This is a genomic window from Dongia sp. P2_B8 (assembly GCF_056404715.1).
In genome coordinates, this window is record NZ_JBFUDM010000009.1 from 356,186 (window position 1) to 380,916 (window position 24,731).

Consider the following 24,731-nt stretch of genomic DNA (forward strand, 5'->3'; position numbering starts at 1 on the left):
ATCTCCTTTTCTTGATCTTACTGCGCCGCGGCTGGCTGATCGGCCAGTTCGGGCGGCAGGCGAAAACGAACATTCTCTTCAACGCCGGCCATCAATTCGAGCGTCACGTCACTGAGGTCGTGAAGCCTGGCCACAAGGTCCTGAACGAGCACGTCGGGTGCCGAGGCGCCCGCGGTGACACCGACTGACTTCGCGTCAGCCAGCCATTCAGGCTGCAATTGCGAAGCATCCTCAATCAAATAACTGCGCACACCGAGTTCCTCGGCCATCTCCTTCAGCCGGTTGGAGTTCGACGAATTGGGGGCGCCGATGACCAGGATAACATCGACTTCTTCGGCCAGCTGCTTCACCGCATGCTGGCGGTTCTGCGTGGCGTAACAGATGTCCTTGGTGTTTGGGCCGACGATTTCCGGGAAACGATTCTTCAGCGCCTCGATCACGGCCTTGGTGTCGTCGACCGACAAGGTGGTTTGCGTGACATAAGCAAGCTTGTCGGGATCGCGGACTTCCAGATTGGCGACATCGTCGGCGGTCGAAATCAACAGCACGCCGCCAGGAACCTGGCCCATGGTGCCTTCGACTTCCGGATGGCCGGCATGGCCAATCAGCACGACCTGGCGGCCTTGATCGGCATAGCGCGTACCTTCGGTATGAACCTTGGAAACGAGCGGGCAGGTGGCGTCGATGACGTTGAGGCCACGCTGCTGGGCCGCCTGGACCACGGTCTTGGATACGCCGTGGGCGCTGAAGATCGCATAGCGGCCCTCTGGGATCTCGTCCAACTCTTCAACGAAGACGGCGCCCTTGGCGCGCAGTCCTTCGACCACATGCCGGTTGTGCACGATCTCGTGCCGGACATAGACCGGCGGACCAAAGCGCTCGATGGCGCGTTCGACGATTTCAATTGCGCGCTCGACGCCAGCGCAAAAACCGCGCGGCTGAGCCAGAACTACCCGCATGCCAATCGATCCGTTTCGTTTATCAAAAATACGACAAATACCCGAGCCGGGCGCTCAGTCTTGGCGCCCAATTGCATTGCTAATCATCAGGCGTGAGTAGCTGGGACTGAACGCTCCATTTACACAGAATCGCCTTGTTTGACCACTACAAATAGCCCAATCGGGCGTTAACCAACAGGGGCCTTTGGTGCAATGCGCAATAATCTAACGAATTGGTCAACCATTTCGGAGATTTTGCAACAGAGCGAATAGAGGCCTATTGGGAAAGGGGTGGCACTTTGCCGGCGATTTGCCTATAAGCAGCCGGATTCGGATAACCATGAATAGTCACATTGGCCGGCAGAAGGCTATCGATCGACTGCCGGTGCGTGGCGCATCAACAATGGGTAAAAGGCTTCTCTCTTGACCAGCAAAACCCCTTTGCTCGACCGCGTCGTAACGCCGGCGCAGTTGCGCCAGCTCGACCCGTCAGATCTGCGCCAGTTGGCTGATGAACTGCGCCAGGAGACCATTGATGCCGTCTCGGTGACGGGTGGGCATCTGGGCGCCGGCCTGGGCGTCGTCGAATTGACGGTGGCTCTGCACTATGTCTTTGACACGCCTTATGACCGTTTGGTCTGGGACGTAGGACATCAAGCCTATCCTCACAAAATTCTGACCGGGCGCCGCGATCGAATCCGTACCCTGCGTCAGGGCGGGGGGTTGTCCGGCTTCGTAAAGCGGTCGGAGTCCGAATACGACCCCTTCGGCACGGCCCATTCCTCGACCTCGATTTCCGCGGCTCTGGGCATGGCGGTCGCTTCCGAGATGCAGGGCCGCAAGCGCGCCAGCATCGCCGTGATCGGCGACGGATCGATGTCGGCCGGCATGGCCTATGAGGCGATGAACAACGCCGGGTCGCTCGACACCAAGCTGATCGTGATCCTCAACGACAACAACATGTCGATTGCCCCGCCGGTTGGGGCCCTGTCGGCCTATCTGTCGCGGTCCTTGTCTTCGACCTCGTTCCGCTCGCTGCGGCACTTCGCCAAGGACACGTTGCGCATCCTGCCGGACCGCCTGCAGAAGATGGCGGCGCGTGCCGAAGAATATGCCCGCGGTATCATTTCCGGCGGTGGCACGCTGTTCGAAGAGTTGGGCTTCTACTATGTCGGCCCGATCGACGGCCACAATATCGACCATTTGTTGCCCGTGCTGCAGAACCTCGCCAAATCCGACGAACCGGGTCCGGTGCTGGTGCATGTGGTCACGCAAAAGGGCAAAGGCTATGCCCCGGCCGAAGCGTCGGCGGACCGTTATCACGGCGTCGTCAAATTCGACGTGGCGACGGGCGTGCAGCAAAAATCAGCTCCCAAGGCGCCGAGCTATACCGGTGTTTACGCCAAGGCATTGATTGCCGAGGCCAAGGCTGACGAGCGCGTGGTTGCGGTGACGGCAGCCATGCCGTCGGGTACCGGCCTTGATGCCTTCGGTAAGGAATTCCCGAAGCGGACGTTCGATGTTGCCATCGCCGAGCAGCATGCGGTGACCTTCTGCGCCGGCATGGCGACAGAGGGTCTGAAGCCATTCTGCACGATCTATTCGACCTTCCTGCAGCGCGGCTATGACCAGGTCGTCCACGACGTCGCCATTCAAAGTCTGCCGGTCCGTTTTGCGATCGACCGCGCGGGCCTGGTGGGTGCTGACGGCCAGACGCATGCGGGCAATTACGATATTGCTTATCTGGGCTGCCTGCCCAATTTCGTTCTGATGGCGCCATCAGATGAGCTCGAATTGATGCATATGGTGGCGACCGCTGCGTCGATTGACGATCGTCCCTGTGCCTTCCGCTATCCCCGCGGCGAGGGTATTGGGCTTGATCTGCCGGCACGCGGCGAAGTGTTGCCGATCGGCAAGGGCCGTATCATCCGTGAGGGCAGCCGGATCGCCATTCTGAACTACGGTACCAGGATGGTTGAGGTCCTGAAAGCAGCCGATGAACTCGGCGCCAAGGGGCTGAGCTGCACGGTTGCCGATGCTCGCTTCTGCAAGCCACTCGATGAAGATCTGGTGAAGCGTCTGGCGCGTGAGCACGAAGTGTTGATCACGATTGAGGAAGGTGCCATTGGCGGTTTCGCGGCGCATGTCCTACAGTTCCTGGCGAAGAACGGACATCTCGATCGAGGTTTGAAGATCAGACCCATGACTTTGCCAGACAAGTGTATCGACCATGAAGCCCCACATAAGCAGTACGACGTTGCGTGTCTGAATGCGCGCCACATCGTGACTGAGGTGCTGACCGCCCTGGGCGTTGCCGAGGCGAGCGTTCGCGCATGAAGATCATGAATGTTTCGCGTCGCCAGGCGCTTACGCTCCTGGGGGCCGCTGTACTGTTACGCCCGCAATTGGCATTGGCGCAGGCTGCGCCGGAGCCGGCAGCCCTTATCGGCAAATTCTATGACGTGCTGCTCGATTGCATGAAGCGTGGCGCGGAGCTTGGCTTCGATGGGCGGTATCAGCTGATCGAACCGGTGCTCAACGAAACATTCGACGTTGCAACGATGTGCAAGATTGCCGTCGGTCCTGAATGGACCAAGATGCCCGGCGACAAGAAGGGTGCCGTCTTGGTGACCTTCAACAAATATATGGTCACGACCTACGCATCGCGGTTCAAATCGTATAAGAGCCAGGAATTCAAGGTGGGTGAAACCAAGCCCGCTGGCGACGGCCGCGTCCTGGTCGAAAGCCAGTTGATCCGTTCCAATGGTGAGCCGGTGGAACTGAATTATCTGTTCCGCCAAAATAAAGATGTCTGGCGCGTGATCGATATCTATCTGGCCGGCGCCATCTCGCAGATGGCTCAGATGCGCTCCGACTTCGCCAAGACGGTGGTTGACGGCGGTGCTGATGCGCTGATCGCCTCGCTGGAGCAGAAGATCCTGGATCTCCAAAAAGAAAGCTGAGCGCCATTGCCTCAGGAATAGAAAAAGGCGGGTGCCGATTGGCCCCGCCTTTTCTTTTGCCTCAGGCTTGAGTGACATCCTTTGGTGGCTTGCCCATCAGGACTGGCATGAAGGCGAAGATCACGATCAGCAGGATGGTAAGCGAGATCAGCAGCAGCATGCCCATGCGTGCCGTCCCGGGATGGCTGGACAGCGCAAGGCTGCCAAAGGACGAACCGGTCGTGAGGGCGCTGAATAACACGGCGCGGGCGGTACCGGTGGAGAGGGGGCGCTCGATGCCGCGTCGCCAATTGACCACAAAATAGATATCGAAGGCGACACCGATGCCAAGCAGGAGCGGCAAGGCGATGATGTTGGCAAAATCCAGCTTCAGGCCAAAGGTGACGCAGACGATGATCGTGCCGAGGGCCGTCATCAACAAGGGCAGCATGACGTAGGCAACGTCACGCGGTCGCCGCAGGATCGCAAAGAGCAGCACCGCGATGGCAATGACTGCCGTGATGCTGGCCATCTGGAAAGCCTTGGTGACTGCACGCCCGGACTCGTAGATCTGGACGGCCGGGCCGGTTGCTTCCGGGGCGACGCTGCGAACGGCGGTCACGAAATTCGCCAGAACGGCGCTATCGTTGCTGTCACCCTTGGGCATGACGGTGAGGCGCATCTCGCCATCTGCTGCAATCCATTGCGACTTTATCTCGTCGGGCAGCGTGTCCAGCGTCAGTGGTTCGGCCTGTAGGGCGGATGCCAGCATTTTCATGCGCGGCATCAGGCCACCGATCAGCATGCGCTGCAATTCAGGATAGAGGCTGGGATCGGCCGCCGCAGCCTGATCCAGAAGACGCGCCAGCTGCTGGGCCTTGTCCGACGACGGCAAGGCTTCCCGCAATTTCGCCGCACATTGTTTGAGGGCGGCACGGACTTCATCAATGGTGGGTGCTGGCCGGACGCTCACCGGCTCCAAACTCAGGCCCATCAGCAATTGCAGATCGCCGAGAATGGCGAGTTTCGCTTCCTGATCCTTCGGGACGAAGCTGGAGGCTGAGATGACCGCGTGCACTTCCCGCAGCTTGCTCAGCTTTTCCTTCAGGGCGTCGGCGGCGTTGGCGTCCGGCACCACGATTTCGATCGCGTAAGGGGACCGGATCGGGTCCTTCATCAAATCAAGGATGGCCGCCATGGACTCGACCTTGGGATCCTTGAGATGCAGCGGGTGGAAATCGAACTCAAGTTGCGGCGATAGCGCGAGACCAATGACGGCAACCAATCCCCAAACGGCCAGCACCGGCCGACGATGGCGGATCAGYCAGCTGTCGACCGGCTTGCCCCAGGCCATGCCCATTTCGCCGCTGAGGATGCGCGGCTTCATGAGAGCGAGGAGGGCTGGCAGCAGGGTGAGATTGAGGACCAGGGTAATGGCCATGCCAGCGGTCGCGATAAGGCCGAGTTCGGAAACGCCACGATAGTCGGTCGGCACAAAGGCAGCAAAGCCGACGGCGATGGCAATGGCGGCAAGTGTCAAGGGGCGCGCCATACCGATGCCGGTCCTGACCAGTGCGTCTTTGAGCCCGCCTTCCAGCCGTTCCTGCCCATAGCGGACGCCGAACTGAATGCCGAAATCGATGGAGAGGCCGATGAACATGACGGCAAAGGCTACGGATATGAGGTTGAGCTTGCCGACGGCGAGCGTTGCGAAGGCGAAGGTCAGGACAAGGCCGACGACCAGTGTGATGAAGGTGGCCAGGATCAGCTTCACCGACCGCAAGGCAAGGAACAGCCAGAGCAGCACCAGCACGGTCGAGATCAGCAACGCCCAACCCATACCTTCAGCGACGGTGGCGAATTCGTCGTCATTGAGGGCAACGGGGCCGGTCAGGCGGACGGTGACGCCGGTGTCCGGCGTGAGGCCCAGTTCCTTGACGCTGTCGCGGATGAAGGACGTCGCGGCAGCACCGGGCTTCAATGCTGCGAAATCGCGGTTGGGTTGGGTCAGGATCAACCGCCGCAAATCGCGCGCGTCCGGTTGGCGGTCGAGCAGCAGCGTTTGCCAAGAAAGCGCCTGCCGGCCGCCGGAGAGCGCATCGCTGAGCGTTGCGGAGACAGCGGAGAGCGGCTTTTCAAGCCGATCGATACTGCCGGCCTTCTGCATGACACCCTGCATTGCCAGGGACAGCACATCGAAAAGGCCGCGCAGGCTGGGGTCTTGCGTCAGCGAGCCGATGAATGGCTGAGCCTCAATCACCGCATTGGCGATCTTCTGAACCTGGTCAGTCGGCAGGAACAGCAGGCCGTATTTTTCAAAGAACGGGCCACCGTCGGCGCGCCGCGCTGTTGCAAACAGATCCTTGCGGGGTTCAATCTTGGCAAAAAGGGCCGCCGCGGCATCTTCGGCGGCGTCCGGCGTCTTGCCGTCGATCATCACCACCAGGAGACCGGTGTTTTGCGGGAACAGGCCGTTGAAGTGCGCCAGATCCTTTCGCCATGGCAGGTCGGGCGAGATCATGTTGGCGGTGTCGGTGTCCATCGCCAGGTGGCGGGCTGTGAAGGCACCGGCGCTTGCTGTCAGCAGGACGGATAACAAAATCAAGAGCAGCGCGCGGCGCTCGCTCCAGGCAACGACAATACCAACCAGTCTTTCCAACATCAGATCAAATCTCGCGATAAAGAATGAGGACCACGCCAACAGCGCAGAAGAAACTTGGCCATAACCAGCCGCAAATGCGACCCGCCGTGCCGTCGAGACGCAGTTCCAGCCAGCGCGACCAGGCGGCCCAGATACCCAGAATGGCGATTGGCATATGCGTCATTTCGATCAGCAGCAATTCTTTGACGTTGGCGATGGAATGCGAATGGGTGAGCAGCATCATGCCCCCCACAGCACTGAGCAACGGGAACACATAGCGTGCCCAATGCCGGGTGAGGGCACCGGTCCTGACGCTCCACTCGAAACCGGCGAAGCCAGTCAACAGCGCCATGAAGATTTTATGCTGTACGAATTCTGGATCGCGCAGGCTTGCCACCAAGTCGATCGACCCGAAGGGCCATCCTTCCGCCTCCGACCGCATGAACAGGAAGCCCGCGAGCACAATAAACAGCAGGGGCCAGTGCTTGGCCCACGGTGCATGTCCGGTTCGCTCAAAGAGAGCGAGCACACCGATCAGCAGAACAATGATGCCCGACCAATGATGATTATACTCGGACCAGGCGATGTCTTCGGCGTTGCGCGGCAGCGGCATGCCCGATCCAGGTACATAAACCTGCATATGACTTGTCGTGCCGGTACCCTGGGTCGCTGCGGCCTGGCGCTGCTCCTCATAGAAGGCGAGGCTGTCCTTGTTGGGGCTGGTCAGCAGTGGCCATTTGGGCTCCAGCCGTTCAAATATATCGCTGAGTGTGGCGCGACCCTGGGTGAGATCGATAGCGGGCGGCAGCGAGGTAATAGACGCGGCCACAAAGAAGATTGTGATGCCGATGCCGATTTCCACCTCGATAAAGCGCTTCAGGCGCAGGAGCGGTGCGCTGCTGGTCGTCAGCAGGCGGACCGCCCGCGAATTGAAATAACCTAGGCCAAGCAGGCTGAAGAACAGAATGGTCTTGGTGCCGAGCATCATGCCATAGGCGGTGCCATACATGGCCTCGGCGGAACCGACATAGAAGACCAGCATCAGGATGCCCGATGTGGCAATGGCCAGCACCGACAGCAGCGACATCAGCGAATAGCGACTGCCGATCCGTGCCAGGCCACTGCCGTGCGGCACCACATGGAGAGCATAGAGAAAAGCAGGCAGGCCGCCGATCCAGATAGCCGCGCCGGCATGGTGGAGTGTCGTCGCAATCAGCAGCACGGCTTGATTGTCGAGCCTGGCCGCTGCGTGGCTGGTGGCGATGCCGGCACCGAGATCGATCAGAGCCAGTACCGGCAAAGCGATATCGGTCTTGCCTCGGCGCATCAGGACAGCGAAGGCCAGCAGGCCGGCAGCCAGTCGAACAATCTGAGCCGTGGCGTAGTCACCGCCAAGGGCATTGAGATAGTTGCCGTCGGTCGATCCCGCCAATATGACGGTATGCGCCCACAGGCTGGCGGCAAGTGCCGCAACCATTGCCGCGACGCTGTAACAGGCGATGCGTCGCACGCCGCTGATGACCCGGTCGCCGACGGGGCCAAGCTCAGGCCGAAATGGCAGAGCGATGAGAAAGAGGACAGCGACCGAGCCGATATAGAAGCATTGTGCCGAGCGGGTCAGGCCCGACAGCAGGACACTCAAGAAGCCAAAGATGTCGAGCAGGAATGACACGATTGGTCAGCAGTCGGCGTGGTGAAGGGAGAGCGTCATCAAGGCGCGACCGTGAACGGAATGTCGCCACGCGTAATGTGGCCATCTGTTGCAAGGACCTGCCAGCGGATCGAATAGCTGCCCGACACCAGGCCAGAGACGTGACCGGCAAGGACAGCGGGATTCGCATTTGGAATGAGGGCGATATCAGCCGCCGTGCCATCGGGCCGTGTCAGCGTAAGCTTCGAGCGCTCGCCATCGATACGGACATTGAAGGTGAATACGACATCCACATCCGGACCGGTTGTGACGCTATCTGATGCCGGCTGCGCGGTGACGATGATGGCATGGGCAGAGGCCGCCATGGGGACGCCCAGGAGCAGGCCGAGTAGGATCATGATCCGTGCAAAATAGCGAAACATGTTCAATGCCTTAGTAGTGTATCGATGAGATATCCCCCGGGTTTCGCTACATAGCAGACCAGGGGCGGCAAGTCACCTGGGCGCCGCGCCGCGGTGAGGTGGCAATGCCCGGTCGAGAGCGTCGCCCCAAGGACGCAGGATTTGGCCGGGGGTCAGGGATTTCGGGGCATTGCCCGGCCATTCCAGGATCGCGAGACTGCGCAGGAAGATGCCGAGAGAGACGTCCAAAATGCGCAGATCGGCGAGATGTGGTTGGTCAGAGGGGCCTGCGACCAGCCAATCCACGGGCCATTGCCGGCCATCCCGGGTCATCACCCAGCCATGGACCGAGACCATGTCCTGTGGCGCTGGCCTGCTTTCGACAATCGCCAACTGCAGCCCGGGGAACATGTCCCGCAGGCGACTGACCGCGGTGCCCGCCAGGTGGCAGAAGGCCTGATTGAAGTTCTGGCGCTCGGCATTCGAAAGTAATTGCCACAGCTGGTCGGCAGCAAAACGCCCGACAGCTTCAATGTCCGGGCAATGATTGGCCAGGCCGTCACTCGGACCCTGACGGTCACCTTGCAGGGTTGCGTCGAACAGGGTGCGAATATAGCGTGCCGCCTCAGAATCAGTCAGTTGTTCGGCCTCAACCTGAATTGGGGCCGCGGCGGCAAAAAGCATGCCGAACGCAATCGGCGCGATGGAGTGGATGAGGCGCATGGTAATGGAGTTTACATGGTCGCTCCGGTAGCGCACGAGGGAACGCGCGAGGCGCCCCTGTCCCTGGTGACGGGCGGTTGTGGCTTCATGGGCCGTCATCTGGTCTCGCTGCTGAGCGCGCGTGGTGATCGCGTGCGCGTTCTTGATCTGCGCGATTGGCCAGCCTCGGCTACCATGCCGTTACCGGCCAATGTCGAGCTGCGCCAGGGCTCGATCCAGGACAAGGCGGTCCTCGCGCGGGCCAGTGCCGGCGTCGACCGGGTCTTTCACCTGGCTGCGAATCCCAATCTTTGGGCAGCCGATCCTGCGACCTTTCACGAGGTGAACTATGAGGGCACTTGCCGGGTGATCGAGGCAGCCGCGGCAGCACGGGTGAGCCGGTTCGTCTATACCTCGACCGAATCAATCCTGAAGAACATCAATGCGCCGCGGACGTCACAGAATGCGCTTATCGACGAATCCGTGCGGCATTCGGTTGACGATGTGCCCGGCCCCTATTGCCAGTCCAAATTCCGCGCCGAAGAAGCGGCGCAGGCGGCGGCCGATGGCGGCCTGCCACTGGTGATCGTCAATCCGACCATGCCGATCGGCCCGGGCGATTTCCTGCTCACCCCACCGACCAAGATGATCCTGGGTTTTCTCAACGGTACGACGCCAGCCTATCTCGATTGCGATTTCAACCTGGTCGATGCGCGGGATGCAGCTCTTGGCCACCTATTGGCGGCCGAGCAGGGGCGGGTGGGCCAGCGGTATATCCTTGGCCACGAAAATCTCAACCTCCAGCATCTATTGGCAGAGCTGGAACGTTTGACCGGGCTTGCCATGCCGCGCCGGCGGGTGCCCTATTGGCTGGCCTATGTATCCGCCTTGGTCAGCGAGGGGATTGCCAACGTCACGAAGAAACCGCCGCTGGCGCCCCTTACCGGCGTGCGGTTGGCGCGGTCGTCCATGGCATTCGACTGCCGCAAGGCGCGGACCGAGCTCAACTGGCAGTGCCGGCCGCTGGAGCAGTCGTTGCGCGATACCATTGTCGATCTTCAGCAGCGCGGGTTATTGCGGCGGAATCCAGTCTTGCCCGGTCTGTGACGTTCCGCTGCCCATGGATGCGATAGGAGCCGGTGCGCTGCCGGCTGCGACCCTGTAGATGAAGCCGTAGGCCGGATAGACGCTGCCATAGACGCCGGCCTCCGCATTATAAAAGCGCGGCATGGTCCAGTCATTGTTGGGCGAGACGTCGTAGACGCTCTGGCCGCTGGTGACTTGGCCCGGAATCCAGTTCGCATGGTCGACCAGAATTTCGCGCGAGCTGATCACCTGTCGCACGACGGCAACATGGCCGCTGCGCAGCCGGCTCGTTTGCGCCAGCACCAGAACCGCGCCAGGGGCGGGGGCAGCGCCTCGCTGATAGACCCCGTTGGCTGCATTCCACCAGGTATAGGCGTCGCCGCGGAGGTTGAGGCCGGACATCATCCGCGCATAGGGAACACATGTCATGTCGGTGTAGGCCGACGGGCGCGCTGTATTCGGGCCGTTGATGTCGAGGAAGACGTTCGAGTAGCGGGGCTCTACCTGCGGCGCTTCAAGCCTATCTGCACAAGCGGTCAACAACAACAACGCGCTTGTTAGCGTTGTCATCGCGCCGCCGCGACTTACCCGATTCATCAAGCGTTTATGCATGTTTCTCGCGTGCAACCGACTCGTGACGTTTTCGCAATCATGCTAGTCGAATCTGGAACAGTGGCAAAGGCCTGCAGCGATAAGATGAATGTGGGTGCCAATGAGCACCTGGACGAACGACCGGACACGCGCGCAAGCGCATACAAGCAGTCGTCATCCGCCCATGCGACCAGAGTGATCGCATGCCGGACGCGGGGGTCGGAGAAATTTCCGACCGCTTGGTCAATCGGCCTGCTGAACGCAGCATCTGCCATCCAATTGAGACGAAACGTCGCGCTCTGAGTGCCACCGCTCCGCACATCTTGGCCTGAAGTCCAAGATGAAATGCCGGGGAGTTGGGCCAAAATGCGCAGGCAAGAATGAGGGGAGAAGCGTCCATGAACATTCATGAGTATCAGGCAAAGCAGCTGCTGCGACGATTTGGGGTGCCGGTGCCGCGTGGCGATGTCGCGCACAACCTGGTCGAAGCGGAATCTATCGCCGAAGAACTGGACGGCCCCACCTGGGTGGTGAAGGCACAGATTCATGCCGGTGGCCGCGGCAAGGCCGGCGGTGTCAAGATTTGCAAGTCGATCAAGGAAGTCGTTGCGAACGCAGACCAGATGCTTGGCATGAAGCTGGTTACCCATCAGACCGGACCGGAAGGTCGTCTGGTGCGGAAAATCTATATCGAGCAGGCGAGCGACATTGCCCGCGAACTTTACGTGGCGCAGTTGATCAATCGTGCGACGGGCGGGGTCACGCTGATTGCCTCCACCGAAGGTGGCATGGATATCGAAGAAGTGGCGGCCCACCATCCGGACAAGATCATCCGTCTGGACATGCAGCCGGCAACACCTATGCGGGCGTTCCAGGCGCGGCAGGTGGCATTTGCGCTGGGTCTCAAGGAACGCGAGGTGCATAAATTTGTGCGCCTGGTGATGGCTGTCAACAAGGCCTTCCGCAGCCTCGACGCTGTAATGATCGAGATCAATCCGCTGGTCGTGACAGGTGTCGGCCGCTTGGTGGCGCTCGATTGCAAGATGATCTTCGACGACAACGCGCTGTTCCGGCACAGCGACATTCAGGATCTGCGCGACGACAATGAGGTCGACCCGCTGGAGCTCGAAGCGGCGCGCCACGATCTCAACTATGTCAAGCTGGATGGCGATATCGGGTGCATGGTCAACGGTGCCGGTCTCGCCATGGCGACGATGGATATCATCCAGCATTTTGGCGGCCAGCCCGCGAACTTCATGGATATCGCCGGCGCTGCGACCAAGGAGCGCGTCGCCTGCGCCTTCAAACTCATTTTCAACGATCCTGGCGTCCGCGGCATTCTGGTGAATGTCTTTGGTGGGATGATGCGGTGCAATTCGATTGCCGAAGGCATCGTCGGCGCTGCCAAGGAAGTCGGTCTCGACCGGCCCCTGGTGGTGCGGCTTGAGGGCACCAACGTGCAGCTGGGACGCGAGATCCTGGAAAAATCTGGCCTGCCGATCATCACTGCGACAACCCTTGCCGATGCGGCCCAGAAGATCGTAGCCGCGACACGATCGAAAGATGCGGCACCCAAAATCGTTGCAGCCGGGAGGGCATGAGCCGTGGCTATTCTCGTCAACAAAGACACCAAGGTCATCTGCCAGGGCTTCACAGGTACCCAGGGTACCTTCCATTCGCAGCAAGCCATGGATTATGGCACGCGCATGGTTGGCGGCGTGACGCCAGGCAAGGGCGGCAGCTCGCATCTTGGGTTGCCAGTCTTTAATACCGTGCTTGAGGCGCGTGCGAAGACCGGCGCCAATGCGACAGCAATCTATGTGCCGCCGATCTATGCCATGGATTCGATCATGGAAGCGATCGACGCGGGTATCGAGATCATCGTGGCCATCACCGACGGCATCCCGGTTCATGACATGGCGCGGGTCCGCAAGGAGCTGAAGGGTACGAAGTCCCGTGTCATCGGCCCGAACTGCCCCGGCATCATCACGCCCGATCAGTGCAAGATGGGCATCATGCCAGGCTATGTGCACAAGCCAGGCAGGATCGGCATCGTTTCCAGGTCAGGGACGCTGTCCTACGAAGCCGCGACGCAGACGACAGCGGTCGGATTGGGACAGTCGACGGTCGTGGGCATCGGCGGCGATCCGGTCAACGGTTCGAGCTTCCTCGATATTCTGGAACTGTTCCTAGGCGACGACCAGACCGAAGCCATCATCATGATAGGTGAGATCGGTGGCACCCCGGAAATTGAGGCGGCGGAATTCCTGAAACGGGAAAAGCGCAAGAAACCGGTGGTCGGCTTCATTGCTGGTAAGGCGGCGCCAGCGGGCCGGCGCATGGGCCATGCCGGGGCGATCGTTTCCGGCGGCGGGGAAAGTGCCGCGGAAAAGATCGAGGCGCTGCAGGCGGCCGGCATCAGGATTACACCCAGTCCGGCCGAACTCGGCCAGACTGCGCTGGAGGCACTTCGCCAAAGCGCCTAGAATTCTATTATTGCACTGCACAAAAGTTCTTTTGCGGTTGCGCCGAGCGCTGTACTCTAAGCGTTCGGCGCAAGACTATTCATGAGTTGGAGGCTTAGATGACCACGGCAAAGCGGGCAAAGTCGCGAGCTGGAGATGCGGCTGCTTTGCGGGTCAAAGCGGCGGCTCGCAAGCCTTCGGCGAAAGGTGCGGCCCTGGAGGCTGGGCTGAAGCCACTCGATCGCATGTTTCCGGCAGAACGCAGCTTCGATGCCGCGAAGGCAGAGCGCGAGCTGAAGACCGCGTTTGGCGATCTTGCAACCTTGCGCGAGCGCAACCCGTTCGGCAATTCGGTGAAGCTTCTGGCTCTGGAAGTCGGCAAGCGCCTTGAGAATGGCAAGCTGACATTGGGTGGGGTCGAGACTCTGATCCAGGAGTTGACCGTATCCGGTTTTGAACACCGTGCAGAGCGGCTCAATCACTATCTGGGCGAAAGCGATCCCAAGCGCAATGAACAGCGCCTGCGCGAGGTCTTCCAGGCACTGGCCGCCGGTTCAAGGCGCCCGGGCGGCGGCAAGAGCAAAGCGAGCCGGATCTCATTTGAAAGCTACAAGGCAGCCGTCGAGCGCGAATTGTTCGGCATTGTCATCACTGGTCACCCGACCTTCAGCCAATCGCATGAGATGGTGCGCTTGCTGGCCGAGCTTGGTGTCGGACGCACGGCTGACGGCGAGAAGGTGACTGCAGCGCGGCGCCGCAAAATCCTAAACGACGCGCGGGCCGTCGAACATCGTCCGCCGGAGAAGCTCGATCTTACCTACGAATACGACATGTCCGTCGCGGCCATCGCCAATATCCACGTTGCCCTGCGGCGGGCCTATGAAATTTCTTTGGATGTTGCTGCCGAACATTACCCGGATCAATGGGAGCTGCTTTCACCGCGCCTGATGACGGTCGCGAGTTGGGTTGGATATGACCTTGATGGGCGGTCCGACATCAAATGGAGCGATACCCTCTTCACGCGCCTCAAGATCCAAGTGCTACAGCTGCAGCGCTATGTGACGCTGGTTGAAGAACTGCGTAGCGGGATCGAGTCAAAGCGCAGCGATGTCAATTTGATGCACCTCCTTGAACTGCTTGAAAGCCGCCTGGCGCTGGCGATCAAGGAGGCTGAGGACGAGATCGAAGTTTTTCAAGGTGGCAAGAAGGAAGGCGAGGCGCCCTTGGCCTGGGCCGAGGAAGTGCGTCGTATCGCCAAGCGCATGCATGACGGGCGTGAGCTGCGCCTGATCGATTCTGCGCAGTTGCTGGAACTGATCGACCAGGCCCTCGGTCTCTCCAAGAAGCCTGAACAGCGGCGCAAGCTGATTGTGTTGCGGGCCGAAATTGCCAATCATGGCCTGGGCATGGCGCATACTCATGTGCGCCTCAATGCCGTCCAGATTCACAACGCGATCCGCAAGTTGATCGACATGGAAGCAGCGCCAGACGATCCGGCGCACAAGCGCTCCTACATCGCCGCTATCACCAAGCTGCTGCTGAATGTAAAGCCGGTGCAGATCAATTTCGCCTCGATCCTGGCGGAGCGCACGTCGGCCAAGCGGCTCTTCATGATCGTGGCGAAGATGCTGAAGTATATCGACGCCACGGTGCCAGTGCGTTTCCTGATCGCCGAAACAGAAACGCCGTTGACGCTGCTGGCGGCGCTCTATTTCGCCAAGTTGTTTGGGGTTGCCGGCAAGGTCGACATTTCACCCTTGTTCGAAACCACCAAGGCCTTCGAACGCGGCATTCGCGTGATTGACGAATGCCTGCAGAATCCGGCCTTCGCGGCCTATGTGCGTCAGCGTGGGCGACTTTGCATCCAGACCGGATTTTCTGATGCCGGCCGGCATCTCGGCCAGACGGTGGCGGCCATTTCCGTCGAATGGTTGCGCTTGAAGCTCGCAGAACTGATGCGCCAGCGCGGATTCGACGATGTCGAACTGGTCATTTTTGACACCCATGGTGAATCGATTGGCCGCGGTGGGCATCCGGAAGATTTCCGGGCCCGGCTGGAATACGTCGCCTCGCCCGTCAGTCGCCAGAATTTCGCCCAGGCCGGCATCCGTGTGAAGGAGGAGGCAAGCTTCCAAGGTGGCGACGGTTATCTCTATTTCATCACGCCGGATGTTGCCTTGGCATCGGTGACTCGCATTCTCGAATACATGCTGCCGATTCCCACCGACGATGTCGAATCCGATCCCGCCTACCGGCAGGATGAGGACTATGTAAAAGAATTCTTCATCACCATTCGCCGCTTCAACGAGGAGGTGATGAACGATCCGGCCTACGCTGCCTTGCTGGATACATTCGGCGGCAATTTGCTGTTCATCAGCGGGTCACGCCCGGTAAAGCGCGAGCATGAAGGCTTGGCGCAGCGCGTCAACCTCACCCATCCCAGCCAGATGCGCGCCATTCCGCATAACGGAATTCTGCAGCAACTAGGTCTGCTCGCCAACACGGTTGGTGGCGTAGGGCAGGCGATTGCGCGCGATCCGGAGCGGTTCCAGCGGCTTTATCAATCTTCGCCGCGATGCCGTCGCTTGATGGGCATGGTGGACTGGGCGCTGGCGTTTACGGATCTCGAAGCGCTGAAATGCTATGTCGATCTGTTCGATCCTGGGCAGTGGCTGTCGCGTGCTTATCAGGCCAAGGATCCGGCGCATGCCATAGAACTGCGCCATGTCGCCGAGCATCTCGAAGGCGACAGAGTCTATGAAAAGCTTGCTAAGATCTATCGCGTGTTCCAGCGCGATATGCTTGATTTGCGCGAAGGGTTCGCGCTGGTGGGGCTGCCGCAGGCCAAGATCAGTGATGAAGTGCGCATGGACTTGCGGCTGCTCCATGGGCTGCGGATTGCCCTCATCATGCGGATCTTCACGTTGACGGCCCACATTCCGGACTTTTCAGACCAGCACAATATCAACAGGCAGCAGCTTGTTTCGAAGATCTTCCATCTCGAAATCGATGATGCCATGCGCAAGCTCAACACCATCTTTCCCAAGGTCGAACAATTGAAGTTCGAAGGCGATTTCGGAGAAGCCTCGACTTATGTGGGGGATTGGCACCAGACCTATGAGCGCGAGCACCAGGCGATCTTCAGCCCGATCGCCGGCCTCTATACGCTGGTCAGGCGCCTGAGTTCGGGTATCATCCACACCGTTGGGGCGCTGGGCTAGTCGATTACAAGACGGACGCGCCCCTGAAACAGGGGTGTGTCATGCGTGGGCGAAATGTGGGTACCGGCGTTGTCGGCCGCCAGAGCGTGCTTGACTGGTTGGTCGTCGGTCTGGGTTTCACCGCTTTGTCCATCGGATTTTCGGCGCGGGCCAACATCGGCCTTGCCATGGCGCCGATGGAGCTGGAACTCGGCTGGACGCGCACGGGCGTGTCTGACGCGGCTGCCTGGGCACTCGTGATCATGGCGATTGTTGCGCCCTTCGCCGGCAATCTCGTGGACAAATTCGGCGCACGCCTGCTCTTGGGCTTCGGCCTCATAGCGCTGGGCGCTGGCATGCTCGGCACCAGCACGGTGCAGAATGCCTGGCAATTCTATCTGGCCTATAGTCTGCTCGGGGCGATCGGGTTCGGTACCGTTGCGACGCATGTCGTCTCGACCGCCGTCAGCTATCGTTTCAGCGAACGGCAGGGCCTGGCGGTTGGCATCGCGACCTCGGGATCCTCCGCCGGGCAGTTCCTGTTCGTGCCGATCGTGGCCCTCATCCTCGCGGCTTTTGGCTGGCGCGCCAGCTATGTCGTCCTGGGATTCGCCTGTCTGGCATTGTCGCCAATCGTGTTCTTCTTGCTGCGCAAGGAAGGTGCCGGAAAATCGGTGCGCAAGAAAGAAGCACTGGAGAGTCTGCCGATCCGGCTGGCCAGGTTGGCCAAGAGCGGCACATTCCAATTGCTGTTCTGGAGTTTCTTCATCTGCGGCTTCACGACTACCGGCGTCATCGAAACGCATTTTCTGCCCTTCGCCGCCACCTGCGGATTTCCGCCCCAGGAGAGCGCTCTAGCCTATGGTCTTCTGTCGGCGATCAATCTGGCCGGCATGGTGTTTGCCGGTTGGCTGACGGACCGCATGAACCGGCCGCTTCTGCTGGGTGCCATCTACATCGCGCGCGCCTTCAGCTTTCTCATCCTGCTGGTTGCCGCTAAGGATATCGATCTGCTGTTCGGTTTTGCCGTCGTCTTCGGTGTGTTCGATTATTCGACCGTGCCACCGACGGCCAGCCTGGTGGCCAGCCATCTCGGTCTCAAGGTCATGGGGCTGGCTATGGGGTTGCTGTCAGCGGGCCATGCCCTGGGGGGCGCTACCGGCGTATTCCTGGCCGCGCGCATCTTCGATTGGTCGGCGAAGTATGATTGGGTTTGGCTTGCAGCCTTCGGCTTGGCTATTCTGGCTGGACTGATGGCCTTTGCGATCCGGGAAAACCGGGAAAAAGGCCTGATAGCTGCGACCACCTGAATTGAAGATTTAGAGGAATCCCCTGATGAAAATCGACTTTGTGGCCAAACCGGCGGCTGGCGCCGCCGTCCTGGTCGTGCTGATTGCCGAGGGCGGCAAGCTCGGCCCACGTGGCGAGGCTTTGGATAAGGCACTCTCAGGCGCACTGCAGCGAAGCCTTGCTTTGCCACGCTTCAAGGGCAAGAAGGGGGAACTCACTGACCTGCTGGTGCCGACCGGTACCCAGGCGCGCCGTGTCATCCTGCTCGGCCTGGGTGCTGCGAAAGAGGTAGACGCCCTGTCGCTGCGCGAAGCCGGCGGATCGCTCGCGGCCCATCTCGTCAAGGAATTTGAGACTGAGGCGACCTTGCTCGTCGATCCGGTCAAGGGCAGCAAACTCGATGAAGCGGCGCTGGCCGGCGAACTGGCGCTGGGCGCGCAATTGCGCAATTACCGCTTCGATCGCTTTCTGACCGCCCCCAAGCCCGATAAGGGAAAGCCGCTTTCCGGCCTGACCTTGGTGACGTCGAAGCCTGCTGACGCAGAGAAGGTCATGGTCCGCCTCGGCGCGGTTGCCAACGGCGTGGCGCTGGCCCGCGACCTCACCAACGAACCACCCAATGAGCTCTATCCCGAGAGCTTCGTTGAGCGCGCCAAAGCGCTTGCCAAGCTCGGTGTGAAGGTCGAAGCGCTCGATGAAAAGCAGATGGCCAAGCTTGGACTGAATGCGTTGCTGTCGGTTGGCAAAGGGTCGGCCAAACCGCCGCGTCTGCTGGTATTGCAGTATAGCGGGGCAAAGGCAGTGAAAGGCGAGGGGCCACTCGCTTTTGTCGGCAAAGGTGTTTGCTTCGATTCAGGTGGCCTGTGCATCAAGCGCTCTGGTGCCATGTACGACATGAAGGGTGACATGGCGGGTGGTGCCGCGGTCGTAGGTCTCATTCACGCCCTGGCGGCGCGCAAGGCCAAGGTCAATGTCGTGGGGGTCGTTGGTCTGGTCGAGAACATGCCGTCTGGGACAGCTTTCAAACCGGGCGATATCGTCAAGACGCTGGCCGGCCGGACCATCGAGATGATCGACACCGATGCCGAAGGGCGCCTGGTTCTCATCGATGCGCTCTATTACACGGCATCGCGTTTCAAACCGAAATCGATTGTCGATCTCGCGACTCTGACCTATTCGATCCAAGCGGCGCTTGGAACCGTGTTTGCCGGCATCTTTGCCAATGACGATCACTTGGCCCAGCAATTGACGGCGGCGGGGCAGGCGGTCGGCGAACGTCTTTGGCGCATGCCGCTCGACAAGGTCTATGACGAGCATCTTGAATCGCGCATTGCCGACATCAAGCATCATGCCGAGGATTCAGAATCCGGTGATGCCCCGCATGCCGCCGCTTTGCTGAAGCAATTTGTGGAAGATCGCCCGTGGGCGCATCTTGATATCGCTGGGCGCGAATTTGCCGGCAAGGATCGATCCACATGTCCGGCCGGCGGGACCGGTTATGCGGTGCAATTGCTGGAGCAGTTTGCGGCAAAGGCAGAAGGCATCATTTAGTCAGGTTGCGGGCATTCGCAGCGTTGGCGCTCGGTATGGCGGCGCATTTCTTTCAGCCGCCATACTGGCGCAAGCGCCGGGATAGAAGTCGGTTCCAGGCTGACATCGGCGGCCGTTAACCCTTTATGTTACAATTTGATGACATAAATCGGGACGCAAGCGAGTCGAGGCGGGACCAGGATGATCTTTCTGCTGAATCTGTTTGGCGCGGCGGCGCTATTGCTCTGGGGCTTGCGCATGGTGCGGACGGGCGTCCTGCGGGCCTATGGCGCGCAGTTGCGTCAATATCTCAGCCGGGCCACGAACAACCGCTTCACGGCCTTTCTGTCGGGCTTGGGCATCACCTGTCTGCTGCAATCCTCCAGCGCCACGGCACTGCTGTCTTCGTCCTTTGCGTCGCGGAAGCTGGTGACGACGGGCGGGGCACTTGCAGTCATGCTGGGCGCGGATCTTGGCACCAGCCTGGTGGCGCAGGCCTATTCATTCAAAGTCGGCTGGATATCACCTCTGCTGATCGTCATTGGCTGGGTGATGTTCAACAAGCTCGAAGATTCCAAGGTCCGCGACCTGGGGCGTGCCATCGTCGGTCTGGGTATCGCGTTGTTGGGGCTGCATCTCATCACGGATGCGGCAGAGCCGATCCGGGATGCGCCGCTCCTGCCACAGATCCTGCAATTGATGAGCGACGCTCCGGTCTTCGGCGTCCTGGTTGGAGCTGCCCTCACCGTGCTCTCGACGTCCAGCCTAGCCGTTGTGCTGCTGGTGATCAGCTTCATGGCGAAGGCGATGGTGCCAGTCGATCTTGGTCTTGCCCTCGTTCTTGGCGCCAATCTTGGAAGCGCCGTCATGCCCATCCTGGCAACGGCCGGCGAACCACCGGAGGCACGGCGAGTCCCGCTTGGCAATCTGCTGTTCCGTGTGATCGGCGTGTTTCTGGCAGTACCGCTGATCGGGCTCGTGCAGCCTTATCTGGCGATGCTTGAGGCAGCGCCAGCGCGCCAGGCACTCAATTACCATGTAGCTTTCAACCTGGCCCTGGCTCTGCTTTTCATAGGCTTTACCGGACCGATCGCGCGACTGACGGCACGCTTGCTGCCCGACCAGGCCGGCGTCGACGACCCGGGAAAGCCGCGCTACCTGTCGCAGGGGCCGATCGACCAGCCGACCATCGCACTCGCCAATGCCGGTCGCGAAGCGCTGCGCATGGGGGATCTCGTCGGGCAGATGTTGCGTCAGTCGCTGGCGGTTTTCCGCTCCGACGATCGGCGCCTCATCAAGCAGGTGAGCGATCTCGATACGCAGATCGACCGCCTAAATGAAGCGATCAAGCTTTATCTCACGGGTGTCAGCCGCGAACTGATGGACCCGGCCGATCAGAAGAAGGTCGTTGATCTCATCACGCTCATCACCAATCTCGAACATATTGGCGATATCGTTGACAAGAATCTGATGGAGCTTGCCTCGAAGAAGGTGAAGTACCAGCTCAAATTCTCGCCCGAGGGAACGCAGGAGCTTGATCAGCTGCACGAACGCCTGACGCACAACCTTGAACTTGCCATGAATGTCTTCATGTCCGGGGACATCAAGCTGGCGCGCCAATTGTTCGAGGAGAAGCGGCTGTTTCGTGAAATGGAGCGCAGTGCTGCGGAGAACCATCTGTCGCGTTTACGCTCGGGCCGGATCGAAAGCATTCAGACCAGCAGCCTGCATCTCGACATCTTGCGCGATTTGAAGCGCATCAATTCGCATCTGGCCATCATCGGTCAGCCGATTCTGGAAGCTGCCGGCGAACTCAGCCCAACGCGTTTGATGAAGTAAGGCGGCGAGGACGCCGCTTACTTGCCCGTGCGACGGTCACCTGCCGGCAGACGAACCGGACGGCGCAGGAAGGCCGGCAGATGATCGCCAAAGCCGTGGCCGGCAATCATCGCTTCTTCTTCATGATGTGGCTTCGAGTTGGCGCGACGCTGATGCCGATTTTCGTGCGGCTGGACCGGTAGCAGGGCCTTCTGGTCGCGCGGATGAACGACCACTGGCGTTGCCGGGTCTAGTGCCACAGGCAAGGCCGTGCTGGCTTCCAGCACGTCGTGACGGTGCAGTGAGTCTGTCGGATGCGGGATCGCGGCATCGATCACGGCTTCCGTGTTCGGCGTCTCACCATCCTTCTTGCTGCCGCGACGGCGGCGCGGCGCGCGGGCCTTTTTCTCGGCCGGTGCGGTACCGTTGCTCTGGACATCAAGCACCGTAACCGGCTGCTCGAGATCAGCGACCGGTATGGCTGCGATCGATTCTTCCGCAGTATGCCCGTCCATCCCTTGATGGGGGCGATCTTCGCGCTGCGGACGATCGCCGTGGCGGCCACGATCCTTGCCACCGCGGCCGCGATCGGTCCGGCCAGCAGGTGCACCACGACCGCGGCCACGGCCGCGTCGACCGTCACCTTCGCCGAACGGCTGCGATTCGATACCGTCGATGGTGATGGTCGGGATTTCCTTACCGATCAGCTTGACGATAGCGGCAATGTTCTTGCCGTCATCGGGCGTCGCAAAGGTGAACGCGCGGCCTTCTTTGCCGGCGCGGCCCGTGCGACCGATGCGATGCACATAATCTTCGGCATGAATCGGTGTGTCGAAGTTGAACACATGAGTGAGGCCGGCGATGTCGATGCCGCGGGCAGCAACGTCGCTGCAAACCATCAGCGAAGCTTCGCCGCGCTTGAACATCTCAAGCGTCTCGCTACGTGCGGACTGCGCCAAGTCGCCATGCAGGCGCACGGCCTTGAAGCCGTGCTTGGTCAGCGATTTGTAGAGGATGTCGACGTCGACCTTGCGGTTGCAGAAAATCAACGCGTTGCCGACATTCTCAGCACGGATGAGGCGGCGCAACGCTTCGCGCTTGTCCATATCGTTGACGACGATCATGCCCTGGGTCACGGTCGTGGCCGTACTGGCGGGTGCCGAAACCGTGATCTCTTTTGGGTTCATCAGGAACTGATCGGACAGACGGCGGATTTCCGGGGCCATCGTGGCCGAGAAAAACAGCGTCTGACGAATTTTGGGCAGCAGGCTGACGATGCGCTCAACATCAGGAATGAAGCCCATGTCGAGCATGCGATCGGCTTCGTCGATCACCAGGATCTTCACGTCGATGAGCAGGATCTTGCCACGCTCAAAGAGGTCAAGCAGGCGGCCCGGCGTCGCGATGAGGACGTCAACGCCGCGCATCAACTTCGCTTCCTGATCGGCAAAGCCTTCGCCGCCGATGATGAGTGCGTGGTTGAGGTTGTGATACTTGCCGTACTTCTCGAAATTTTGCGCCACCTGAGCGGCGAGTTCGCGCGTCGGCTCGACGATCAGCGACCGTGGCATACGCGCCTTGGCGCGGCCGTTCGCCAGAATGTCGATCATCGGCAGCGTGAATCCGGCCGTCTTGCCGGTGCCGGTCTGGGCACAGCCCAGCACGTCGCGACCCATCAGCACCGTCGGAATGGCCTGCGCCTGAATCGGCGTGGGTTCAATGTAGCCGGCTTCGGTGACCGCGCGGATAAGCTCGGGGCTGAGCCCCAGATCGGAAAAAACCATGATGTCTCGAAAAAATGGATGCCGATCTCACAAGCAAAACGGCCGCCCTCGGCTCCCGTGGCGACCGCCGCATACCTGGCGGGGAATATAGTCGGAAGCTGGCTTTTGTCAATGTCGACGGGGCGATATGCTTGAGGAAATGCCGTCAAAATCGCAGGTTCTGGGAGATTGTTATGTTGATGAATGTCGATAATTCTCAATTATTAATCGTTGACATGCAGGAGCGTTTGGCCCCTGCAATCCTGGACGCGGCGATGATCGAGAATCGCTGTGGCATTCTGATCCAGGCGGCACGCGAACTGGCGGTACCCATTGTGATCTCGGAACAATATCGCAAGGGGCTGGGTGGTACGCTGCCCTCGCTGATGACCCTTGCGGGAGTCAATCAAGCATTTGAGAAGATGGAATTCTCCTGCTTTGCGAACGCATCGTTGCGCGATGCCCTGACACGGGTTGAGGGTCGCAACACGATCATTTGCGGCATCGAGGCGCATGTCTGTGTCCTCCAGACTGCCCTCGATATGAGGGCGGCCGGGCTGACTGTGACGGTGGTCGCCGATGCCATTTCCTCCCGCCGGGAGGAAAGTCGCACCATCGCCTTGGCCCGAATGCGCGCGGCCGGTATTGACGTAGTGACCAGCGAAATGGTGCTGTTCGAATGGCTGCGCACAGCTGCCGCGCCGGCATTCAAGGCGATCTCGAAATTGATTCGCTGATGCCCTGAGATCTCTTTAATCGCTGAGATTCCTTCAATCCCTGGTGGTCAGTTTTCAAGATATGACGGTTCATCTGGTTAAACTCTGCGTCGGAATCGACAGCATCGCTGAATTGGTTCGTTATCGCGAAGAGATGGCGCGCAAACGGCGGTCGACCAAAAAGCCCCTGGAAGACCAGCATTGGACCCGTTCGTTCCCGCGCCGGGCTGATGAAGTGCTGGATGGCGGGTCGCTTTATTGGGTTATACGGGGCCGCATCTGCGTGCGGCACCGCATTCTGCGCCTGGATGAGGTCACGGACGAGCAGGGGAAGCCCTATTGCGCCATCGTTTACGACCCGACCGTGATCGTGACCGAGATTCGCCCGCGGCGCGCTTTTCAGGGTTGGCGCTACCTGGAAGAAGAGGATGCGCCCCCGGATCTTGCGGATCAGAAGGTCGCTTTGGCGCACGCCATTGCGGAAGAAGAGCTGCCAGGCGAGCTGCGCAACGAATTGCGGGTCTTGGGCCTGCTTTGAGCGCCGTCTACCGTGCCACTGGGTAAGCTCTGAAAGCCTTGTATTGGCGGTGTTTTTGATGAATTTCATCAAAGAGAAATTTTTCTGCTTGCAAGCTTCGATCCGACTCGCCTATAAGCCGCCCACCGAACGGGGCCGACTGGTTCGTCGGGTCCGGTTCGAACCGGTGGCTGCGAGGCCCCGGAGAGATCTTGGTGGAGCGGGTGGGGACAGCGTCCCAGGTCACTTGTAACGCCATCCCGGCATCGTTATAGTGCACGGCTTCACCGGCCGAGTCTGGCTGGTGGGTTTCCGTGCGAATGCGGTGCCAAGCTATTTGTCATTGTAATAAGTCGAAGAAGGGATACGCGGGCGGCGGGTCATTGGGCAGGGTGCTTGAGGATTTTCGCGAAGCCGGCGTGTTTCTGTAGAGACGAGATCTAGGGTCTGRCTGGGCCTATCTTAGCAATAAGGTGGCTG

At 60.2% G+C, this 24,731-nt stretch carries 18 protein-coding genes; 11 read left to right on the forward strand and 7 right to left on the reverse strand.

The annotated features are described in order from the left end of the window. Positions 1-17: 17 nt before the first annotated feature. A complete protein-coding gene (ispH, locus tag AC1DWZ_RS22680) occupies positions 18-959 on the reverse strand; it encodes a 4-hydroxy-3-methylbut-2-enyl diphosphate reductase (RefSeq protein WP_477171225.1) in 942 nt (313 codons plus the stop codon). A gap of 402 nt (positions 960-1,361) precedes the next feature. Here ispH and dxs point away from each other — a divergent pair, with 402 nt between their 5' ends. Both dxs and AC1DWZ_RS22690 read left to right on the forward strand, forming a co-directional pair. After that, the gene (gene dxs, locus AC1DWZ_RS22685; RefSeq protein WP_477171226.1) at positions 1,362-3,275 is read left to right on the forward strand and encodes a 1-deoxy-D-xylulose-5-phosphate synthase; all 1,914 of its coding nucleotides are present in this window, start codon (positions 1,362-1,364) and stop codon (positions 3,273-3,275) included. Beyond that, positions 3,272-3,901: an ABC transporter substrate-binding protein gene (locus AC1DWZ_RS22690; RefSeq protein ID WP_477171227.1), complete on the forward strand. Its 630-nt coding sequence runs from the start codon at positions 3,272-3,274 to the stop codon at positions 3,899-3,901. Before dxs ends, AC1DWZ_RS22690 begins: the two co-directional genes overlap by 4 nt. Positions 3,902-3,962: 61 nt before the next feature. On the opposite strand, the gene AC1DWZ_RS22695 is transcribed toward AC1DWZ_RS22690, so the two are convergent. From AC1DWZ_RS22695 to AC1DWZ_RS22710, 4 genes are all read right to left on the reverse strand, one after another. Then, a complete protein-coding gene (locus AC1DWZ_RS22695; RefSeq protein WP_477171228.1) occupies positions 3,963-6,542 on the reverse strand; it encodes an MMPL family transporter in 2,580 nt (859 codons plus the stop codon). 4 nt (positions 6,543-6,546) lie between these two features. Beyond that, positions 6,547-8,193, reverse strand: a complete 1,647-nt coding sequence (locus tag AC1DWZ_RS22700; protein ID WP_477171229.1) for a copper resistance D family protein — start codon at positions 8,191-8,193, stop codon at positions 6,547-6,549. 38 nt (positions 8,194-8,231) lie between these two features. Continuing rightward, positions 8,232-8,594, reverse strand: coding sequence for a copper resistance CopC family protein (locus AC1DWZ_RS22705; RefSeq protein ID WP_477171230.1), 363 nt, complete (start codon positions 8,592-8,594; stop codon positions 8,232-8,234). Positions 8,595-8,666: 72 nt separating this feature from the next. After that, entirely contained in the window at positions 8,667-9,296 is a 630-nt protein-coding gene (locus AC1DWZ_RS22710) for an ABC transporter substrate-binding protein (protein WP_477171231.1), read from the reverse strand. Positions 9,297-9,311: 15 nt separating this feature from the next. Here AC1DWZ_RS22710 and AC1DWZ_RS22715 point away from each other — a divergent pair, with 15 nt between their 5' ends. After that, positions 9,312-10,382, forward strand: a complete 1,071-nt coding sequence (locus AC1DWZ_RS22715) for an NAD-dependent epimerase/dehydratase family protein (RefSeq protein WP_477171232.1) — start codon at positions 9,312-9,314, stop codon at positions 10,380-10,382. Here the strand turns inward: AC1DWZ_RS22715 and AC1DWZ_RS22720 are convergent. Then, the gene (locus AC1DWZ_RS22720) at positions 10,347-10,931 is read right to left on the reverse strand and encodes a CHAP domain-containing protein (protein WP_477171233.1); all 585 of its coding nucleotides are present in this window, start codon (positions 10,929-10,931) and stop codon (positions 10,347-10,349) included. The two genes, AC1DWZ_RS22715 and AC1DWZ_RS22720, sit on opposite strands and share 36 nt — an antisense overlap. Before the next feature lie 419 nt (positions 10,932-11,350). Here AC1DWZ_RS22720 and sucC point away from each other — a divergent pair, with 419 nt between their 5' ends. The 6 genes from sucC to AC1DWZ_RS22750 all read left to right on the forward strand — a co-directional run bounded on the left by sucC (position 11,351) and on the right by AC1DWZ_RS22750 (position 21,276). Further along, complete coding sequence (gene sucC, locus AC1DWZ_RS22725; RefSeq protein WP_477171234.1) at positions 11,351-12,553, forward strand: ADP-forming succinate--CoA ligase subunit beta; 1,203 nt, start codon at positions 11,351-11,353, stop codon at positions 12,551-12,553. Positions 12,554-12,556: 3 nt separating this feature from the next. Continuing rightward, positions 12,557-13,438: a succinate--CoA ligase subunit alpha gene (sucD, locus tag AC1DWZ_RS22730; RefSeq protein WP_477171235.1), complete on the forward strand. Its 882-nt coding sequence runs from the start codon at positions 12,557-12,559 to the stop codon at positions 13,436-13,438. Between the two features lie 98 nt (positions 13,439-13,536). Next, positions 13,537-16,638, forward strand: a complete 3,102-nt coding sequence (locus AC1DWZ_RS22735) for a phosphoenolpyruvate carboxylase (protein ID WP_477171236.1) — start codon at positions 13,537-13,539, stop codon at positions 16,636-16,638. 41 nt (positions 16,639-16,679) lie between these two features. Continuing rightward, entirely contained in the window at positions 16,680-17,927 is a 1,248-nt protein-coding gene (locus tag AC1DWZ_RS22740; RefSeq protein WP_477171237.1) for an MFS transporter, read from the forward strand. Between the two features lie 25 nt (positions 17,928-17,952). After that, on the forward strand, positions 17,953-19,458 hold the full coding sequence (locus AC1DWZ_RS22745; protein WP_477171238.1) for a leucyl aminopeptidase: 1,506 nt from the start codon (positions 17,953-17,955) through the stop codon (positions 19,456-19,458). 180 nt (positions 19,459-19,638) lie between these two features. Continuing rightward, a complete protein-coding gene (locus AC1DWZ_RS22750; protein WP_477171239.1) occupies positions 19,639-21,276 on the forward strand; it encodes a Na/Pi cotransporter family protein in 1,638 nt (545 codons plus the stop codon). A gap of 17 nt (positions 21,277-21,293) precedes the next feature. Here the strand turns inward: AC1DWZ_RS22750 and AC1DWZ_RS22755 are convergent, their stop codons facing one another. Further along, positions 21,294-23,039 (reverse strand): DEAD/DEAH box helicase, encoded by a 1,746-nt coding sequence (locus tag AC1DWZ_RS22755; protein ID WP_477171240.1) that lies wholly within the window; start codon positions 23,037-23,039, stop codon positions 21,294-21,296. 173 nt (positions 23,040-23,212) lie between these two features. On the opposite strand from AC1DWZ_RS22755, the gene AC1DWZ_RS22760 reads away from it, so the two are divergent. Both AC1DWZ_RS22760 and AC1DWZ_RS22765 read left to right on the forward strand, forming a co-directional pair. Then, positions 23,213-23,755: a hydrolase gene (locus AC1DWZ_RS22760; RefSeq protein WP_477171241.1), complete on the forward strand. Its 543-nt coding sequence runs from the start codon at positions 23,213-23,215 to the stop codon at positions 23,753-23,755. Between the two features lie 61 nt (positions 23,756-23,816). Continuing rightward, on the forward strand, positions 23,817-24,272 hold the full coding sequence (locus AC1DWZ_RS22765) for a DUF1489 family protein (RefSeq protein ID WP_477171242.1): 456 nt from the start codon (positions 23,817-23,819) through the stop codon (positions 24,270-24,272). Positions 24,273-24,731 lie beyond the last annotated feature (459 nt).

Coding starts and splice junctions, on each gene's coding strand:
- AC1DWZ_RS22715 (WP_477171232.1), top strand. CDS start 9,312: ATGGTCGCTCCGGTAGCGCACGAGGGAACGCGCGAGGCGCCCCTGTCC.
- AC1DWZ_RS22705 (WP_477171230.1), bottom strand. CDS start 8,594: ATGTTTCGCTATTTTGCACGGATCATGATCCTACTCGGCCTGCTCCTG.
- AC1DWZ_RS22690 (WP_477171227.1), top strand. CDS start 3,272: ATGAAGATCATGAATGTTTCGCGTCGCCAGGCGCTTACGCTCCTGGGG.
- AC1DWZ_RS22735 (WP_477171236.1), top strand. CDS start 13,537: ATGACCACGGCAAAGCGGGCAAAGTCGCGAGCTGGAGATGCGGCTGCT.
- AC1DWZ_RS22755 (WP_477171240.1), bottom strand. CDS start 23,039: ATGGTTTTTTCCGATCTGGGGCTCAGCCCCGAGCTTATCCGCGCGGTC.
- AC1DWZ_RS22720 (WP_477171233.1), bottom strand. CDS start 10,931: ATGACAACGCTAACAAGCGCGTTGTTGTTGTTGACCGCTTGTGCAGAT.
- AC1DWZ_RS22765 (WP_477171242.1), top strand. CDS start 23,817: ATGACGGTTCATCTGGTTAAACTCTGCGTCGGAATCGACAGCATCGCT.
- AC1DWZ_RS22710 (WP_477171231.1), bottom strand. CDS start 9,296: ATGCGCCTCATCCACTCCATCGCGCCGATTGCGTTCGGCATGCTTTTT.
- AC1DWZ_RS22760 (WP_477171241.1), top strand. CDS start 23,213: ATGTTGATGAATGTCGATAATTCTCAATTATTAATCGTTGACATGCAG.
- AC1DWZ_RS22745 (WP_477171238.1), top strand. CDS start 17,953: ATGAAAATCGACTTTGTGGCCAAACCGGCGGCTGGCGCCGCCGTCCTG.
- AC1DWZ_RS22750 (WP_477171239.1), top strand. CDS start 19,639: ATGATCTTTCTGCTGAATCTGTTTGGCGCGGCGGCGCTATTGCTCTGG.
- ispH (WP_477171225.1), bottom strand. CDS start 959: ATGCGGGTAGTTCTGGCTCAGCCGCGCGGTTTTTGCGCTGGCGTCGAG.
- AC1DWZ_RS22740 (WP_477171237.1), top strand. CDS start 16,680: ATGCGTGGGCGAAATGTGGGTACCGGCGTTGTCGGCCGCCAGAGCGTG.
- sucC (WP_477171234.1), top strand. CDS start 11,351: ATGAACATTCATGAGTATCAGGCAAAGCAGCTGCTGCGACGATTTGGG.